Annotated in this window: 17 protein-coding genes and 1 riboswitch; of the genes, 1 reads left to right on the plus strand and 16 read right to left on the minus strand. The window is 52.4% G+C overall.

Translation table 11 applies throughout. The features are described 5' to 3' along the window. Positions 1-117: 117 nt before the first annotated feature. The 16 genes from NYE74_RS02965 to NYE74_RS03040 form a co-directional block, all read right to left on the minus strand. A complete protein-coding gene (locus NYE74_RS02965) occupies positions 118-348 on the minus strand; it encodes an anti-sigma-F factor Fin family protein (RefSeq protein ID WP_036618126.1) in 231 nt (76 codons plus the stop codon). 140 nt (positions 349-488) lie between these two features. Continuing rightward, positions 489-1,049: an aminoacyl-tRNA hydrolase gene (gene pth, locus NYE74_RS02970; RefSeq protein ID WP_036618128.1), complete on the minus strand. Its 561-nt coding sequence runs from the start codon at positions 1,047-1,049 to the stop codon at positions 489-491. Positions 1,050-1,307: 258 nt separating this feature from the next. Then, positions 1,308-2,261: a ribose-phosphate diphosphokinase gene (locus NYE74_RS02975; protein ID WP_036618130.1), complete on the minus strand. Its 954-nt coding sequence runs from the start codon at positions 2,259-2,261 to the stop codon at positions 1,308-1,310. A 152-nt stretch (positions 2,262-2,413) separates the two neighbouring features. Further along, positions 2,414-3,814, minus strand: coding sequence for a bifunctional UDP-N-acetylglucosamine diphosphorylase/glucosamine-1-phosphate N-acetyltransferase GlmU (gene glmU / locus NYE74_RS02980; protein ID WP_278738791.1), 1,401 nt, complete (start codon positions 3,812-3,814; stop codon positions 2,414-2,416). A gap of 170 nt (positions 3,815-3,984) precedes the next feature. Then, positions 3,985-4,269 (minus strand): septation regulator SpoVG, encoded by a 285-nt coding sequence (gene spoVG / locus NYE74_RS02985; RefSeq protein WP_036618134.1) that lies wholly within the window; start codon positions 4,267-4,269, stop codon positions 3,985-3,987. 179 nt (positions 4,270-4,448) lie between these two features. Further along, on the minus strand, positions 4,449-5,282 hold the full coding sequence (purR, locus tag NYE74_RS02990; protein WP_036618135.1) for a pur operon repressor: 834 nt from the start codon (positions 5,280-5,282) through the stop codon (positions 4,449-4,451). A 130-nt stretch (positions 5,283-5,412) separates the two neighbouring features. Then, positions 5,413-6,267, minus strand: a complete 855-nt coding sequence (gene ispE / locus NYE74_RS02995; protein ID WP_036618136.1) for a 4-(cytidine 5'-diphospho)-2-C-methyl-D-erythritol kinase — start codon at positions 6,265-6,267, stop codon at positions 5,413-5,415. A 166-nt stretch (positions 6,268-6,433) separates the two neighbouring features. Beyond that, positions 6,434-6,616, minus strand: coding sequence for a small, acid-soluble spore protein, alpha/beta type (locus tag NYE74_RS03000; RefSeq protein WP_036618137.1), 183 nt, complete (start codon positions 6,614-6,616; stop codon positions 6,434-6,436). Positions 6,617-6,858: 242 nt separating this feature from the next. Next, positions 6,859-7,134 (minus strand): biofilm formation stimulator Veg, encoded by a 276-nt coding sequence (gene veg, locus NYE74_RS03005; RefSeq protein ID WP_036618138.1) that lies wholly within the window; start codon positions 7,132-7,134, stop codon positions 6,859-6,861. Between the two features lie 361 nt (positions 7,135-7,495). Continuing rightward, on the minus strand, positions 7,496-8,692 hold the full coding sequence (locus NYE74_RS03010; protein WP_115311341.1) for an IS4 family transposase: 1,197 nt from the start codon (positions 8,690-8,692) through the stop codon (positions 7,496-7,498). Positions 8,693-9,229: 537 nt separating this feature from the next. Next, positions 9,230-10,126: a sporulation peptidase YabG gene (gene yabG / locus NYE74_RS03015; protein ID WP_036618140.1), complete on the minus strand. Its 897-nt coding sequence runs from the start codon at positions 10,124-10,126 to the stop codon at positions 9,230-9,232. 62 nt (positions 10,127-10,188) lie between these two features. After that, positions 10,189-11,079, minus strand: a complete 891-nt coding sequence (gene rsmA, locus NYE74_RS03020; protein ID WP_036618142.1) for a 16S rRNA (adenine(1518)-N(6)/adenine(1519)-N(6))-dimethyltransferase RsmA — start codon at positions 11,077-11,079, stop codon at positions 10,189-10,191. Then, entirely contained in the window at positions 11,076-11,630 is a 555-nt protein-coding gene (gene rnmV / locus NYE74_RS03025; protein WP_036618143.1) for a ribonuclease M5, read from the minus strand. The genes rsmA and rnmV overlap by 4 nt, the downstream gene beginning before the upstream one ends. 178 nt (positions 11,631-11,808) lie before the next feature. Further along, on the minus strand, positions 11,809-12,945 hold the full coding sequence (locus NYE74_RS03030) for a 3D domain-containing protein (protein ID WP_036618144.1): 1,137 nt from the start codon (positions 12,943-12,945) through the stop codon (positions 11,809-11,811). 329 nt (positions 12,946-13,274) lie between these two features. After that, positions 13,275-13,485, minus strand: a riboswitch (cyclic di-AMP (ydaO/yuaA leader). 194 nt (positions 13,486-13,679) lie between these two features. Next, entirely contained in the window at positions 13,680-14,468 is a 789-nt protein-coding gene (locus NYE74_RS03035) for a TatD family hydrolase (protein ID WP_316561659.1), read from the minus strand. A 16-nt stretch (positions 14,469-14,484) separates the two neighbouring features. Further along, a complete protein-coding gene (locus NYE74_RS03040) occupies positions 14,485-15,774 on the minus strand; it encodes an HD domain-containing protein (protein ID WP_270619958.1) in 1,290 nt (429 codons plus the stop codon). Positions 15,775-16,095: 321 nt separating this feature from the next. On the opposite strand from NYE74_RS03040, the gene NYE74_RS03045 reads away from it, so the two are divergent. Continuing rightward, positions 16,096-16,350 (plus strand): AbrB/MazE/SpoVT family DNA-binding domain-containing protein, encoded by a 255-nt coding sequence (locus NYE74_RS03045; protein ID WP_009226360.1) that lies wholly within the window; start codon positions 16,096-16,098, stop codon positions 16,348-16,350. The last annotated feature ends 145 nt before the right edge of the window (positions 16,351-16,495 follow it).

Here is a 16,495-nt window from a genome sequence, read left to right on the forward strand (position 1 = left end):
TGACCGGGCAGGACAATGTGTTTACACGAACCAAAAAGGAGCCTCAGCAAACGTGCCAAGGCTCTATAACCGCTTTAACCGGTAAATTGTTCATTCTTCATCGGCCTTCGCCCCCGCTCATTGCAAGGGACTCACGAGCAGCATCAGCTCCGGGTTCTGCTCCAGCGCTTCCCTGCAGTAATCGCAGATCACCCGAACCGTCATTTCGCCGTTCGAATCATACGCTATTATATCTCGCCGTTCCTCGGGGGTCAAGGAATGAAAGCCTAGTTGGGCTTCCGTGACCTGGGGGGCCTCTATTCTACCAATCACCGTCCGGCAGTGCCGGCAGACGTAATTTATAGCCATCTATATGCCTCCTGAAGATTCATTATGTCTCCAGTATGCCCCAGACTGGCTCCTTTTAGCCCTGACCTTGAACGGCAGCAAAACGCGGATTAGGCTTCCGGCCGACTTCCCGTCGGCCGCGCTGGTCCATAACCCGGCATTTATACGTTAAACTTGGCCATAGTCTGCTCAAACGTGTGGTCCAAGCTGTACTCCAGCGCATCGCACGCCGCTTCGATCGATTGCTGCAGCAGCGGCTGATCTTTTTTGGCAAACCCGGAAAGCACATAATCCACCACCGCATAACCGGGCTCCGGGCGGGAGATACCCATTCGTATGCGGTTGAACACCTGTGTTCCGGTATGCTGGATAATCGATTTAATTCCGTTATGGCCGCCCGAACTGCCTTGATAACGCAGCCGGTTGCGCCCAATCTCGGTATCGAGATCGTCGTATACGACGATCATATCTTCCAGGGACGCTTTGTAATAATCCATGTAGGCGCGAACCGCTTCGCCGGACAGGTTCATGAACGTCATCGGCTTGATCAATACGACCTTGCCGCCCGGCAGCACCCCTTCGCCGATCAAAGCCTTGCATTTGCTCTGCTTGATCTCGATCCCGTGCCGCCGCGCCAGTTCATCCACGGCCATAAAACCGATATTGTGCCTCGTTTTCTCATATTGTTTCCCCGGGTTTCCGAGACCTACGATCCATTTCATTTGTTCCATATACCTCCTACGTTTGTGGCAGCTGGCAGCACCTTAAGGCTCTTCCCGGCACCCTCACTTGGAAAAACTCCAATAGATTGGCGGATATCAGCCGCTATTTTGAGCCCCCACTTGGAAATATCCAATAGATTTCGCCCAAATCGCCCATTTTACGCCCAAACGAGCCTTATCTATCCCCCGGCAAACACACCGATAGGGGTTACACCCTCCGGCGGGAGGATGCAACCCCTGTGTGCAGTAGCCTTTTCCTTATTCGATCTCGAACAGCTTGCTGATCGACAGCTCTTCGTGCACGCGAATAATCGCTTCACCCATAAGCGGAGCGACGGAGAGCACCTTCAGCTTGCTCGTCGGATTGGGATGCGTAATCGGAATCGTATCGGTTACAATAACTTCCTTCAACGGAGAATTCTCCAGCCGTTCCATCGCCGGGCCGGACAACACGGGGTGCGTACAGCAGGCGTAAACCTCTTCCACGCCGCCCTCCTTCAGCGCATTCGCGCCAAGCACGATCGTTCCGGCGGTGTCGATGATATCATCGACGAGAATCGCCGTCTTGCCTTCGATGTTCCCGATAATGTTCATAACTTCGCTGACGTTGGGCTCCGGACGGCGTTTATCGATGATCGCCAGCGGGGCGTTCAGGAAATCCGCCAGCTTGCGGGCGCGCACCACCCCGCCGTGGTCCGGAGATACGACGACCGGATTCGGGATATGTTTGGACCGGAAATACTGGGCCAAAATCGGCACCCCGAGCATATGATCCACCGGGATATCGAAGAAGCCTTGAATCTGCATGGCGTGCAGGTCCATCGTAATGACGCGGTGAGCGCCGGCCTTCTCGATCAAATTGGCAACCAGCTTAGCCGTGATCGGATCGCGCGAACGGGCCTTCCGGTCTTGGCGGGCATAGCCGTAATACGGGATAACCACGTTGATGCTTTTGGCCGAAGCTCTTTTCAAGGCATCCACCATAACTAGCAGCTCCATCAGATTGTCGTTGACGGGAGCACACGTCGATTGTACGACATAGACGTGGCAGCCCCGGACACTCTCCGACAGCTTGACCTGAATTTCGCCGTCGCTAAAACTGGTCGTTTCCGAATCGCCCATCGGAATTCCGATATAATCCGCGATCTGATGAGCCAGCTTAGGATTGGAGTTACAGGTGAATATCTTTAATTTGGAATCACAATAAGTCATAAAATTAAAACCCTCCGTGCTGTGTAGATAGCGAAAGGGAATCAAACCGCTGAACCCGCCTTCCAGCTACCCCGTCATTAGAAATGGTCACTGCATCCTCATTCCGAAAAATTCATTCCGACAATTGCTACTACATCCTATGATAAAACGGCTTAAGAGTCCTGCTTATTTTGTTTTTTGGCTTTTGCGCGGCCGCGGATTTTCTCGGCGTAACCCGGCTTGTTCTCCTGCCGCTGTCTCGCGATGGCCAGATCGCCTTGGGGAACGGAATGCGTAATGGTCGAACCGGCGACCACATAAGCGCCTTTCCCGACCTTCACCGGCGCGATCAGATTAACATTGCTGCCGATAAAGGCTTCGTCCTCAATCTCCGTAATGGATTTATTATAACCATCGTAATTGACGGTAATCGCGCCGCAGCCTATATTTACGTTTTTGCCGACTTTGGCGTCGCCGATATAACTCAGATGCGAGACTTTCGCTCCGTCGTCCAAGGTCGCGTTCTTGATCTCGACGAAATCGCCCACTTTGACGTTGGCGCCAAGTTTGGCCCCCGGACGCAAATAAGCGAACGGCCCCACCGTCGTTTCTTTGCCGACTTCCGCCTGGCTCAGAACCGAATGCTTCACCTTCGCGCCGTCATGAATCACGCTATCCTCGATTTGAGACGCCGGCCCAATCACGCAATCCTCGCCGATGACCGTCCGCCCCGCAAGCACGGTTCCCGGATAAATCACCGTATCCGAACCGATCGCCACATCGGCCCCGATATAAGTCGACGCCGGATCGATCACCGTGACGCCGCCCAGCATATGACGCCGAACGATCCGTTCGCGCATCACCGCTTCCGCTTCGGCCAGCGCAACGCGGTCATTGACGCCGATCGACTCCCGGTGGTCCTGCGCCGCATACCCTTCCACGATTTCGCCGGCTTGTACCAAAATGCCGATGACATCGGTCAGGTAATATTCCTGCTGCGCGTTGTTATTGGTCACTTTCTCCAAAGCGGCAAACAATTTCGCATTATCAAAACAATAAGTGCCTGTGTTGATTTCCTGTACCGCTGCCTCTTCCGGCGAGCAGTCCTTCTGCTCGACGATGCGCTCGACCGTACCGTTCTCTCCACGGATCACCCGGCCATACCCTTGAGGATTGTCCATTTTGGCCGTGAGCACGGTAGCCGCTGCACCCTTGCGGGTATGAAGTTCGACCAGCGCTTCAAGCGTCTCCGCGGTCACCAGAGGGGTATCGCCGCAAATCACGACGGTCGTACCTTCCTCTCCGGCGAGCAGCGGACCAGCCTGCTTCACCGCATGACCGGTTCCCAGCTGCTGCTCCTGCAGCACGTACTCCGCCGATGATCCAAGGTATGATTTAACCGCTTCGGCACCATGGCCGACAACGACGATGGTTCGTTCGCAGCCGGCTTGCTGTACCGCGCTTAAAACATGCCCGACCATCGGTTTGCCGCACACAGGATGGAGCACTTTATAAAGCTTGGACTTCATGCGTTTCCCCTGACCTGCGGCAAGAACAATCGCTAATTTTTTCAAGGCCCCGGCCTCCTTCTCTCTTAAGCTTCGGTGCTGAAAACCTGTTTTTTTGAACTCTCATTTAAACTCATTACTGAATATATCTCATTTACCGCAAAAAGAAAAGGGAGCCATGTACTCATGGCTCCCTTTTCCTCGAACCCCAATTGGTCAAGAATTAAAAATGCGACTTACGCCCCTTCTTCAATAGCTTCCTCCTGGTCGGCCGCACGTTCGTATTCAGCCAAAACAGCGGCTTGAATCTTCTCGCGGGTACCGGAGGAAATCGGATGCGCGATATCCCGGAACTCCCCGTCCGGCGTGCGCTTGCTCGGCATAGCTACAAACATTCCATTGTTCCCGTCGATGACGCGGATGTCGTGAACGACAAACTCGTTATCGATGGTAATGGATGCTATGGCCTTCATTCTGCCTTCAGAGCTGACTCGGCGGAGTCTTACATCCGTAATTTGCATATGTGTTCACCACCTTTTTCCATCAGAGACTTGGTGTAATATTCCACATAGCAAACGGAAATCCTTTTTTTTTCAAGAACAAAATGCCTTAAATTCTCGATTTTTTTTGATATGACGGGGTTTTCGACACATTTCGTCGCAAAATTTTCAGTTTTGCGGTTTTATCGACATGTTTCTGCTTACCCGAATTTGGAAAAATAATTTCCAGGCTCCACGGAGATTTCCTTGCCTTTGGCATCCACCGCCCGGAGCGTCGCCAGCGACACATAATCGCGCAGAAGCCGCTGCTCGGAATCCACTTCCCCCGATTCCACCAACACGCCGACCCCCGCAACCTTCGCGTTGAATTCGTCCAGCAGGTCGACCATCCCTTGAATGGTGCCGCCGGCCTTCATGAAATCGTCAACGATCAGCACGCGCGAATGTTCTTTGAGCGCCCGGCGGGACAACGTCATCGTATGCAGGCTTTTGTGCGATCCGGACACGTAATTGATGCTTACGGCCGACCCCTCCGTAACCTGATGGTCTCTTCGCACCAGGACGACCGGCAGATTCAGCTCGGCGCCCGTAGCGTAAGCGAGCGGGATCCCTTTTGTTTCCACGGTCATGATGCAGTCGATCTCCAGATCGCCGAAGGCGGTGGCGAACAGTTTGCCCGCCTCATTCATCAAACCCGGCTGCCCGAGCAGGTCGGACATATACAAATAACCGCCCGGCAAAATGCGATCCGGCTGCGAGAGCTTGTCGCACAGCTCGCGGATAAAGACAAGCGCCTGCTCGCGGCCCACTCTCGGAACATATTTAACGCCGCCGGCGGCTCCGGCCAGCGTTAGCAAGTCGCCGATCCCCTCTTCTTCAAAAACCTCTTTAATAATGCCCAAATCCTCGCTAATGGACGATTTCGCGGCCCCGTACCGCTGGGCAAAGGTCGTCAGCGGGATCAGATGATGCGGCCGGGCCAACAAATAGTGGGTCATCTCCACTAAACGAGCGCTTCTTTTCAATTTTTTCACGAAGTACCCCTCGCTAAAATCCGAATATTTTATTGAAACTATAACATTTTTGTACGGATTTGTCCAAGCTTGTTCTTCATTTTCATGTGGGGTGAGCCGCTTCGTGCTTAAGAACCAAAACGCTTTTCGTTCAGGTAAGAAGACGCACCGCGTAAACCTCTTTGCAAAACCCGCGCAGCCCGTTGTAAATCCGGGACACTTTCGCTTCTTTGGAGACGAGCCCGAACACCGTCGGACCGCTTCCCGACATCAGCACACCGTCAGCGCCCAGGCGCAGCATCGTCTCTTTCAAATGGGCGACCTCGGGATGCATGTGCAGCGTCACGCTCTCCAGAACGTTGCCCAGCTCCCGGCACACTCCCGGAAAAGACCGGCTCTCCAGGGCCGTCCGCATCCGTTCGGCCGAGGGATGCTTTTGGATCCGTTCGTTGCGATACCGTCCGTACACCTCGGCCGTAGATACGTTAATCGGCAGCTTTGCCAGAACGACCCAACATTGCGGCGGGTTCGGCAAAGGCGTCAGCACCTCGCCGCGTCCCGTGGCCAGCGCCGTCCCTCCCGTTACGCAAAAGGGCACGTCCGACCCCAGCTCCGCCCCGAGTTTCTTCAGCTCTTCCTCGGAGATGTTCAGTCCCCAAAGCCGGTTAAGTCCCCTCAGCGTCGCCGCCGCGTCGCTGCTTCCGCCGGCCAGACCGGCCGCGACCGGAATCTTCTTGTCGAGATGGATATACACCCCGCTGCGCACGTTGTACCGTTCCTTGATCAGCTTCGCGGCCTGAAAGGCCAGGTTCTTCTCATCAAGCGGAATATATCCGGCCTGGCTCGATATAATAATCGTATCCCGCGGGAGGGCGCTCATTTCCAACCGGTCGGCGAGATCAACCATCGTCATGATCATCTCGACTTCGTGGTAGCCGTCCGGACGTTTATGTATTACGTCGAGCATCAAGTTGATTTTTGCCGGCGCTTTCTCGTAAATTTTCAAGGCCCTCACCTACCTTCAGCAATCCTTACCGTTCCTTTATTTTAAAAAATACTCCGCAGTCCGTCTATGCGCGAAAGATCAACATTCATCTTACACTATCTTACTTCATCCGGGCAAAAAAACGAAGCTCCCCCAGGGAAGCTTCGTCCGCCAAATTTGTTAGCCGCTATTGCTGCTGCTTTGCCGCAGCCTGTTCGGCGAGCTGGATCGCCCGCTTTACCATATTTCCCGCATCCTTCGCTTTGATGCCGCCCCAGCCTTCCTGCTTCACGGTATCGTAAAATCCCAGATCCTTGGCTAATTCGACCTTCAGGTCCTCCGACATTACGCTTCGTCTTCTGCGCGACATGGTCAGTCCTCCTTTGGGGTCTGGATATGGAACAATGGTTAGTATGCGTGGGCCCGCACCCGTTCATACGGTGACAGCGGCAATCCTGTCCGCCCAAAAAAAGCCTGCCGCCCCGCGCCGGCTGATCCTTTCGAGTACAGCAGCTTCGCGTCAGCGCCTGATAAGCATCCGCCCTGCCCGGCAGCAGTAAAAAACGGCCCCGCCGATGGCGGAAGCCGTTTGCTTGTAATTCATCATGATGTTCACGGTTTAATATACGAAATCCGCACCTCGTTGTTGTCGTCGCAAATCATGACCTCAACGGATTCGGTTAGTATATCGGCATAACTGTAAGACACACGCTTAAATGTCTGATGCTCCTGGTCCAGCTTCACGATAAAGACCGAAGGATAGGTTTCCTCCAATACTCCGGTGCGTTCGATGGTCTTTCGGCGACCTCCGTTTGCCCGAAGCATAATTTTTTGTCCAACGTGGGCGTCGAGACTATGCTTGATTTCCGACAGCGCATTTTTAGCCATTACCTGTGACCACCTTCTTTCTTAAACCATTATACAGGAAAGGAGAATCTTTGTCAAATCAAAATAAATAATTATATCAGCATGGAAAAACTAATGTCAATGAATTTTTTTCGACATGACCTGACGCGGCCTTCCCGAACAAATAAAGCTGCCGGAATGAGCGACCGCCGGCCTATATAATAACGGCATTTTATGCACTAGCGTTGCAAGAACACTAACATCAATTTTCAGCAAAACCCACATTTGGATTATTGAAACTATAAATGGATTTTTTTACAGTCATTTTTTAAGCTTAAGACCAAAAAGTCAAGGTTACCTAATGCGTAGGTCGCGATGTCCCATTAAATGTATATAATGGATATTATTCCTTGAACTTGCTTGGCTTAATTATCCCAACCATTGTGCGCACCGATAACGCTTTGGGACCTGACCCCGGACGTCTCCCCGGACTACTTCGACTGGGTTTCCGATCCAGTTCGGTTCGAAAGGATCGCCATGAACGGTACAAATACTCGCGGAGAATCCGGAGCACTTGCCAGTTTGTTTTTGCCGTTTGGGTGCTGTGCCGGATGTGCTCCACGAGCAAGGCAGTAATTAAAGCCAAGAATAATTGGTTCCAAATAGCCTGTGGTTTATGACTGTGCAGCTTCTTCAATCGCAAATGTTGCTTCAGCCATTTAAAATACAACTCGATGAGCCAGCGATTTTTGTAGATCTGCGCGATTTCTTCAGCGGTCTTATCCCATACCGATGTAAAAATACGATAAGTCCGTTCCTGCTCGTCATAAAACTCCACCAAACGAACGGAATGTTCCATGGATCGGAAGGAACTGCCCACGCAAACCTTGGCGTCCCGCGTGATGTTCGAGCCTTCCGGAACAGGATACTCCTCAATGACGGTGGCAAGCGCGCGATCTCGCATACGGATCACAAACTGGATGTTGTCCTGGACCCATTGATCCATCCGGGCATAATCATCATAACCGCGATCCATCACATAAATCGCATCCGAGGGGACGACCAGTTCAACGGCCCCCGCACGATCCCCTACATTGAGCGAACTGGGGATCATGGCATCAGGAAATAGCTTGTCGGGAGCTGTAACAACGAGGCGCAGATGCATCTTGACGCCGCTACTCTTATTTGACATCTTGGCCCAACTTCCAAGTTGAAGCGGCAGTCGAATGCTGGAAGAATCAATGATGTGCAATTTCCCGCTCTGGCCCTGGTGGCAAGCACGTTGCTGTGTTTGTGATGCCAGATGCTGAAACATCCACTCCAACAGCTCCGTTGGGATCTGATCGAGTTTTCGGGATAATTGCGAGCCGCTGATACTCTCCAACTGTAGAAGCTGCTGAAGTTTCGGCTCAGCACGAAGTGCAATTTCCATTTCACCGTAAGATGACCATTGTTTCAACTGAGCATTGATGAAGAGCATGATCGCTTTCATCGTGGTAAGTTTCTTGGTGTAATGGTCGAAGAGTAAACGTTGATGCACATCGATGGGCAGTAAGGAAATCAGTTGACGAATGACCGTTTTAGCTTTAACGTTATCCATGGATGGTCTCCTTTTGTAGAGAGTTATGGACAACGTACCTACCTCTTTACAATAGGAGATTTTTTATGCTTTTTCCATGAAAAATGATCATAATTACCCATATTTAACTAATATTTGATTATTCGCGTTAGGTTTTATGCAACGCTAGTGCATTTTATGTACTTATGTCCGGAGATCGGAGCATGTTCATCCTCATTAGCGGCATTTCATGTACTTATTTTCCTATGAATGCCCCAGAACATTGGTATTACCTAGGGGAGGAGGAAAATAACCACATAAATGTCCTCTATTTCACTCGAATAAACGATATCGCTGAGATAAAGACATTTTTTGTCCTTATTTTTGACGCAACCTAAAAATCGGTACCAAAGACGGGCGGCCATGGAAACGGGGGCTAGGCTTACCCTGCGGCTTGCTAAGGGACCAGAGCGCCCTTATTGTCTGAAAACGGCCAAAATTATGTTTGGAATATCCTATTTTTGCATAAAAAAACCGGAAGCCCCAAGGAAAAACTTGGAACTTCCGGTTAGCATGCTCTCACATGGAAGGCACAACTTTAAGCGTGGACAAATCCTTCAGCCTGGGCAGGCCGATCCGGTAGCTGCCGCGCGTTTCGATCCCTCCGACGCCTTGCGTGCCGCTGATCGTATGGTTCAGGACATCCGTAATTTGAATCGTATCGCGTATGGACGTCAGTGAGGCCTTGGCGGCGATATACACCGGGTCCAGGGCGTGGATCAGCACGCGGCCCGGGGAACTGGCGAAATTGGCCCCCGCCTGCAATAACGCCTCAAAATGCGACTGGCAGGCGCCGGCCACGATCGTCAACGAATCGAAATTGCGTTCGTATTGTCTGGCCGTCTGAATGGCCTCCACGAAATGCTTGGAATTTTTATAGCTGGTCAAATTGTACAGATCGCCGGTAGGCCGATGCTTCAAAACGCCGTCATGACCGGTCAGCACCACGATATCCGGGCGGACCGTCGGCAGCAGACGGTACAGCGCGCTGGCCATCTGCGACTCCGTAACATAGAAGCCTTGTGCGGGCACCCGCAGCTTTTCGTACAAGCTCAGGCTTTTTTGCAAATATCTTTGATCCCCGTCCAGATGAAGCACTTTGCCCGGCACTTCAAAATACGCCGGCTCCCCCATCGGGTACCATTCCCCGCCGATGGTCATCCGGTTCCGCTCGGCCAGCTGCTTCCGGTCCAGGGTCAACCGCTTCAGCGACTCCGTCGCCTTGATGCGCGCGCGCTGCGTCGTTTCTCCGGGGGTGTCCCGGTCTATACGGATCAAATCGCTTAAAGGCGCATCCGCCAGCAGCCGGAATTCCGTTCCCTTGATGACCGCTTCGCTCCGCACGATGCTTGCTACCCGGAACGTAACATCCCCGCCGTAAGATTTGCGGACGACCAAGTCTCCCAAATTCGTCAAGTCAATCACCTCTATCCCATGGTATGGGCAAATGGAGGGATTGGTTACTGCGGCGGGCCCCGTTACGGCCGCTTTAATCCTGCCTGCAGCAAGGTGTTGCTCAGCCCCGCGAACTCCGCCAAATCGAGCGTTTCGGCGCGGCGCGACGGGACGATTTCGGCCGCCTCCAGCAGCCGCTCCAGCCGTTCCCGGCCTTCGCCCGGGAAAAACCGGCTTTTCAGATTGTTGGAAATCGTCTTGCGCCGCTGGGCGAAGGCGGCCTGCACCACCTCGAAGAAAAACGCCTCATCGTCCACCGCCACCGGCGGCTCTTTGCGTACCGACAGGCGGATGACGGCGGATTCCACATTCGGCTGCGGAATGAACACGCTGTGCGGCACCGTAAAGACCAGCTCCGGCTCGCTGTAGTACTGAACCGCGATGCTGAGGCTGCCGTAGTCTTTGCCGCCCGGCGAGGCCGCCATGCGCTCCGCCACTTCCTTCTGGATCATCACGACGATATGCTCCAGCGGCAGCTTCTCCTCGAGCAGCTTCATCAGGATCGGCGTCGTCACGTAATACGGCAGATTGGCGACGACGCTAACGCCGCTGACGCCGGAAAATTCGGCGGCAAACAGCGCCTTAAGGTCCAGCTTCAGCACGTCGCCGTGAATGACGCGAACGTGCGGATACGGCTCCAGCACCTCCTGCAGGATCGGCAGCAGGCGCTGGTCGATTTCCACGGCCGCGACCTTGCCCGCTTCCTGCGCCAGCTTCTCTGTCAGCGCGCCGATCCCCGGACCGATTTCGAGCGCCCCTTTAGTGGCGTCGAGACCGGCGGCGGCGACGATTTTGCCAAGGATGTTCTGATCGATCAAAAAGTTCTGTCCCAAGCTTTTCTTAAACGAAAATCCGTACCGCTGTATGATCTCCTTCGTCCGCCGCGGCGTGGACACGTCTTCCCTTATGCTCATGGCCTCTGTACCCCTTCATTCTCCAACTTGGCGAGCGCATCCGCAAACTCCTCGCGGCTGATCCGGAACACCGTCAAACGCTTGTACAGCTGTTTGCCGTTGCAGTATCCGATCCCGAGCAGTTCCCCCAGCACCTTGCGCCGGGCCGCCGCCTCCGGATGCACGATCAGCCCCGCCGTCATCAAGTCTTCCCAATCGATCTGGCCCTCTACTCCCGGCGCCTCGCTGCGCACGCGCGACAAAGCCTCGCGGATCGCTTCCGGGGAGGCGTTTTCGATCCCGATATCGCCCCGCTTCGTCGCATCCGCTTCCCGCAGAAACGCATGCTTGCAGCCGGGCACCCGGTTGGCGATGATCTTACGGATCCGTTCCCCGGCATGGTCGGGATCGGTAAAAATGATTACTCCGCGCCGCTCCTGCGCCAGGGCGATTTTCCGCAGCGTCGTCTCATTGATCGCGGAGCCGCCAGTTTCGATCGTATCCGCCTCCACGGCCCGCTTGACAGCCACGGTGTCATCCCGGCCCTCCACCACAATGACCTCTTTGATCATGTGTCTTCTTCCCTTCCGTTTACAACAAAAAGAAGAGGAACGTATCCTCTTCTTATCCAAGTGTCTTATTCATCATCATAATAGAGGTTGTTCAAAAAGTCATCTTTTTATCACGAAGAAGGCCTTTTGAACACGCTCAAAGTATCTCGTTCCCCGGATAAAGCGATAGCGGGGCCAATTAATTCAATTCCGGTTTTGTCGGACCGATCACGTAAACCGTGCGGCCCTTCTTGCGGCCAAAATTATTAGCCGCCTTTAAGCTGTCGTAATACACGTCGATCTTGTGGCCCTCAATCGCTCCGCCGGTATCCTCCGCTTTCCGGAAGCCGATGCCTTCGATATAGACCCACCAGCCCAGCGGCACAACATCATTGTCCACGGCGATCGTTCGCCCCTCGGTAACGCGGGTGCCGGAGGCCGTGCGCGTTCCAATACCGTCCTCCTCGGAGGAATAAGCGGTGAGCGTGACGTTTTTAAGTATTTTTTTATATTTGAATGAGACTCCGCCTTTTGTTGTCAATCCGCTGACGCTGACCCCGTCCGAGCTGCGGGTCATGCTGGCGGACAACACCGCGGTCGGCTGCTTGGTGCCGACGGCAATGACCTTCGGCTGCGCGGTTTTGGATACCTCTTTGCCGAGCCATCGCTTCGTCACGAATTTGCCGTCCTCGTAAGTTTTCTCCACGGTGTGGACAACCAACCCTTTTCTGCCTTGCTGAACGACCTTGGTTTCACCTTTCGGCAAACTTTCATCGGCCGTTTTGACAACGGTAAACGGTACGGCTTCTTCTTGCTTGACGGTGTGTTTATTAACGCGAACAATTTTGATGTTCATGTTAGTGGAAATTTTGCTGTCCAAAGCGGGCGTTACTTTATCGTCCTGCTTCAGGGTGACGCCCAGTTCGGAAATGGCGCCTCTTACGGTGTTTTTTGTCGTAAAGTCAACTTTGGCCGTTCCATCCACGATGACTTTCACCGGAACCGCCCGTTCGATCACGATCCGGTCTCCGTCCGAAAGCAGGCTCTCGAGCGGACGCGATACGGTGTCTTGCGGCGCAAGCTTAACGGATTGTTCCTCCAGCAGGTGCGCCACCTTCGATTCCGTCGTTTCCACCGACCGAACCTTTCCATCGATGACCAGAGATACTTGTTTACGCTCCTGACCAAACGCCCCAATCAGGATGATGATGATTACTGCGATGCTCAGTACGCCGACAAGCGTAATCTGACGAAAATTCTCATGCTTCCATCGCAATGCGTAAGACATGCTGGATGAGCGTGATTCATGGGTCTCCCCGTTTCGGAAAATGCCCATTTCTTCCGTCCTCCTTCATAGTCCCGCCGTAAGGTCGATGCATGATACGGTTGACGCGACTACAGTTCTTGTTTACGAAACGCGCTTTAGAGGTTGTTCAAAAGTCATCTTTTGATCACGAAGCAGACCACCCTGACTTTTGAACTCAAATATAAACAAAGCCGCGCATTTCGCACCCTGCCCCAGTCTTTATCGGCATTTGTCACCTCCTGTTTATCAACAGTATGACGACCCTATTACTTTTATTCAAAACAAAAGAAGCCCAAAGAAAGAGTTAGAGGAACTCCCTTCGTGGCTTCCTGATTGTCTAGGTGTAATAGGCTGCACGAGTTACCTCTCTTGGTACGCTTACGAGGTTAGCTGTCGGGTTCGGACGAAAGAGAGCCGCCCTTTCTCAGTTCGTTCGCTCATGGCGCAACGACCTCGAATTCACCCCTAAGACCCTGAAAAGGAATCATTTGCAAACCTGGCCGGCATCAGCCGATCCATGTTTGCGCCGGTTCCCCCGTTCTCCATGCGGAGACTCAGCGAGACTGGTTCACGGAACCAAGTTATCGAACGGCTCGTCAAGCTGAAAAATGAGCCGCAGCGATTACTGAAAAAATTCTATCCTGTTTGGATGCATGTTGTAAAGAACCAATCAACCACGTTTTTTTAAAAAAATGGTTAAAAAAATGTAATAAACATGCTGTTTTGAGTTAAAAAGCATTAATCTTTCGTTTATCCTCATTTTTTCAGCGGTTTTTCTCCGTTATGCTTGGTATTCCAAATCGTTCCAGTGCATTTCGGGTGGTAATTTCGGCGATTTCCTCAAAAGAGACCCCCTTCAGCTCGGCCGCCATTTCGGCTACCAAACGCACGTGGGCCGACTCGTTCCGCTTCCCACGAAATGGATGGGGAGTTAAATAAGGGGAATCGGTTTCGATCAGCAAACGGTCCAGCGGCGTTTTGGCCAGGACCTCTTTGGGCTGCTTTGCATTTTTGAACGTAATCGGCCCGCCAAACGATAAATGAAATCCCAGATTTAGACACAATTTAGCAATTTCCCAGCTGCCGGAGAAGGAGTGCATCACCCCTCCGACTTCATTCGCCTTTTCCTCGCGCAAAATCCGCACGACATCCTCATGTGCGTCGCGGTTATGAATGGAGATCGGCATCCCCAGACTGCGGGCCAACCCGATCTGCTTACGGAACACCTCGTGCTGCACGTCTTTGGGCGACGTGTCCCAATAATAATCAAGGCCGATTTCGCCGATAGCCACCACTTTTTCGTGCTTGCAAAGCTCGGCGACCCAATCCAAATCGCCTTCCTTCATCGTGATCGCATCCTGCGGGTGCCAGCCGACGGCGGCGTAAATGAAATCATACGTTTCCGCCAGCTTCATCGTCGACGGAATCGTTTCGCGGTTAAAGCCGATGTTGATCATGCGCGTAACCCCCTGCTCTATCGCGCGCTGAATCACTTCCTCCCGATCCTCGTCGAACTGCGGGGCGTCCAAATGCGTATGTGTGTCGAATAACATGGTCGTATCGTTCCTCCTAACGTGCTTGTTCGAATATTTGGGCGATGTCCGGCGGCAATTGATCCCGCACTGCGTGTAATTTATTATCCGGATAATACAAATGGTATTTGCCAAGCTGCAGCCCGCTGATCGAGCGGACGATGTCCGACACTTCGGAAATTTCCCGCAGCCGCTCCTGCCGGTCCAGCAGCAAAATCTGCTTCCCCGCGGCGGCTTCGTCCGGACGGAACACATCATACGGCAGATCGGTCGGAAAATCAATTTCCAGGTCATATTCGGGATGAAGACCGGCCTGTTCAAACGCCTGGCGGATCTGTTCGACCATTTCCAGTTCGCCTGTCTCCAGTTCTACATATTTATACAATTTCCGGTCCAAAAAACGGCCGCAAAGATCGCTTAGCAAAGCATCCGGCTCGCTTTTCCACTGCATGAAGGCGGTCTGCATCAGCGCTTCGTCAAGCAGTAAATAATCGCGCACGCCGATCCCCCCCTGAAACAGACAAGGAAGCGGGTGAGGCAAAAATGAAAAAGTATAGCCGCCCCGGTACAATTCCTTGGCCCGCCGCAAAATCTGCCGCAAAATGATATCCGAGCTGCGGGTAACCGGGTGAAAATACACCTGCCAATACATTTGATAACGGGACATTAAATAGTCTTCCACCGCGTGCATGCCCGATTCCTTGACAACCACCCGGCCGTTGTAAGGGCGCAGCATCCGCAAAATCCGGTCCACGTCGATCGTACCGTAATTGACGCCGGTAAAATAAGCGTCCCGCAGCAAATAATCCATCCGGTCGGCATCCAGCGGGCTGGTGACGAGATTAACGACGATCGGGTTGTGGTAATCTTTACGGATCACCGCTGCGACCTTGTCCGGAAAATCCGGCTCTACCGTGCGCAGCACTTCCCCAACCTCGGTATCTCCAAGCAGGATTTTACAGGTCCAATCCTCGTGATGCATTTGGAAGGCCTCTTCGATCGAATGCGAAAACGGACCATGACCCAGGTCATGCAGCAGCGCGGCGCACAAGGCAACCATCCTTTCTTCGCTTGGCCAATCGGCGTAGCCCCCGCGCTCAAACTGCGAAATGATCCGGCGCGTAATTTCATAGACACCCAGGGAATGGGAAAAACGGCTGTGCTCTGCGCCATGAAACGTCAAATAAGACGTTCCCAGCTGACGGATGCGGCGAAGACGCTGAAACTCCGGGGTATTAATCAAGGACCAGATCACTTCGTCCTGTACATGAATATAATTATGTACGGGATCTTTAAACACCTTTTCCTCGGAAAGCGGACGATGCATGGCTAACACTCCTTTTTTGTCAAAATAGTTTTTTGAAAAATAAAGGGGCAACTTGACCGATATTAGCAAGTTATGTCGAATCTTGTCGGATTAAGTCAAATCTCTGTTTTCCAAAATGTCGAATTGGCTCATCCCTTGAATTTCCTAGGTAAATAAGTAGTTCTTGAAGCTATGTAAGATATTTTTTTAGAAATTATGCTGAACTCTGCCATAAATAGGTTGACTATTCTGGCAATGGTTGGTATTATAAAAAGCAGAAAAGATAGAACAATGTCGAAAAATGACATTAATAAATTATAGCGAGAGGGGCACTTATCAGTTATGATGAAATCAACAGGTATTGTAAGAAAAGTCGACGAGTTGGGACGTGTCGTTATCCCGATCGAATTACGCCGCACACTCGGCATCGGCGAGAAGGATGCGCTTGAAATTTATGTGGACGGCGAGCGGATTATGCTGAAGAAATACGAGCCCGCCTGCATTTTCTGCGGCAATGCCGAGAACGTCACTTACTTCAAAGGCAAAATTGTTTGCCATGAATGCATCACTGAACTTCCTACCCCTGTGACAAATTAAGAATTATAGTATATAATAGATTTACTGAAACTGTTAATTCTAACCTTTTTCATATCTCCTTGGCGCCTTCTCTTGGCTTGAACCCGGCCTAGTGAAGGCCCCTTTTTTTTGGCCGTACAACATTTTTTGGGATATTCTGGCGGGT

Origin of the sequence: Paenibacillus sp. FSL P4-0127, from assembly GCF_038007325.1 — a bacterium.
In the GTDB taxonomy this organism is placed as follows: Bacteria; Bacillota; Bacilli; order Paenibacillales; family Paenibacillaceae; genus Fontibacillus; species Fontibacillus macerans.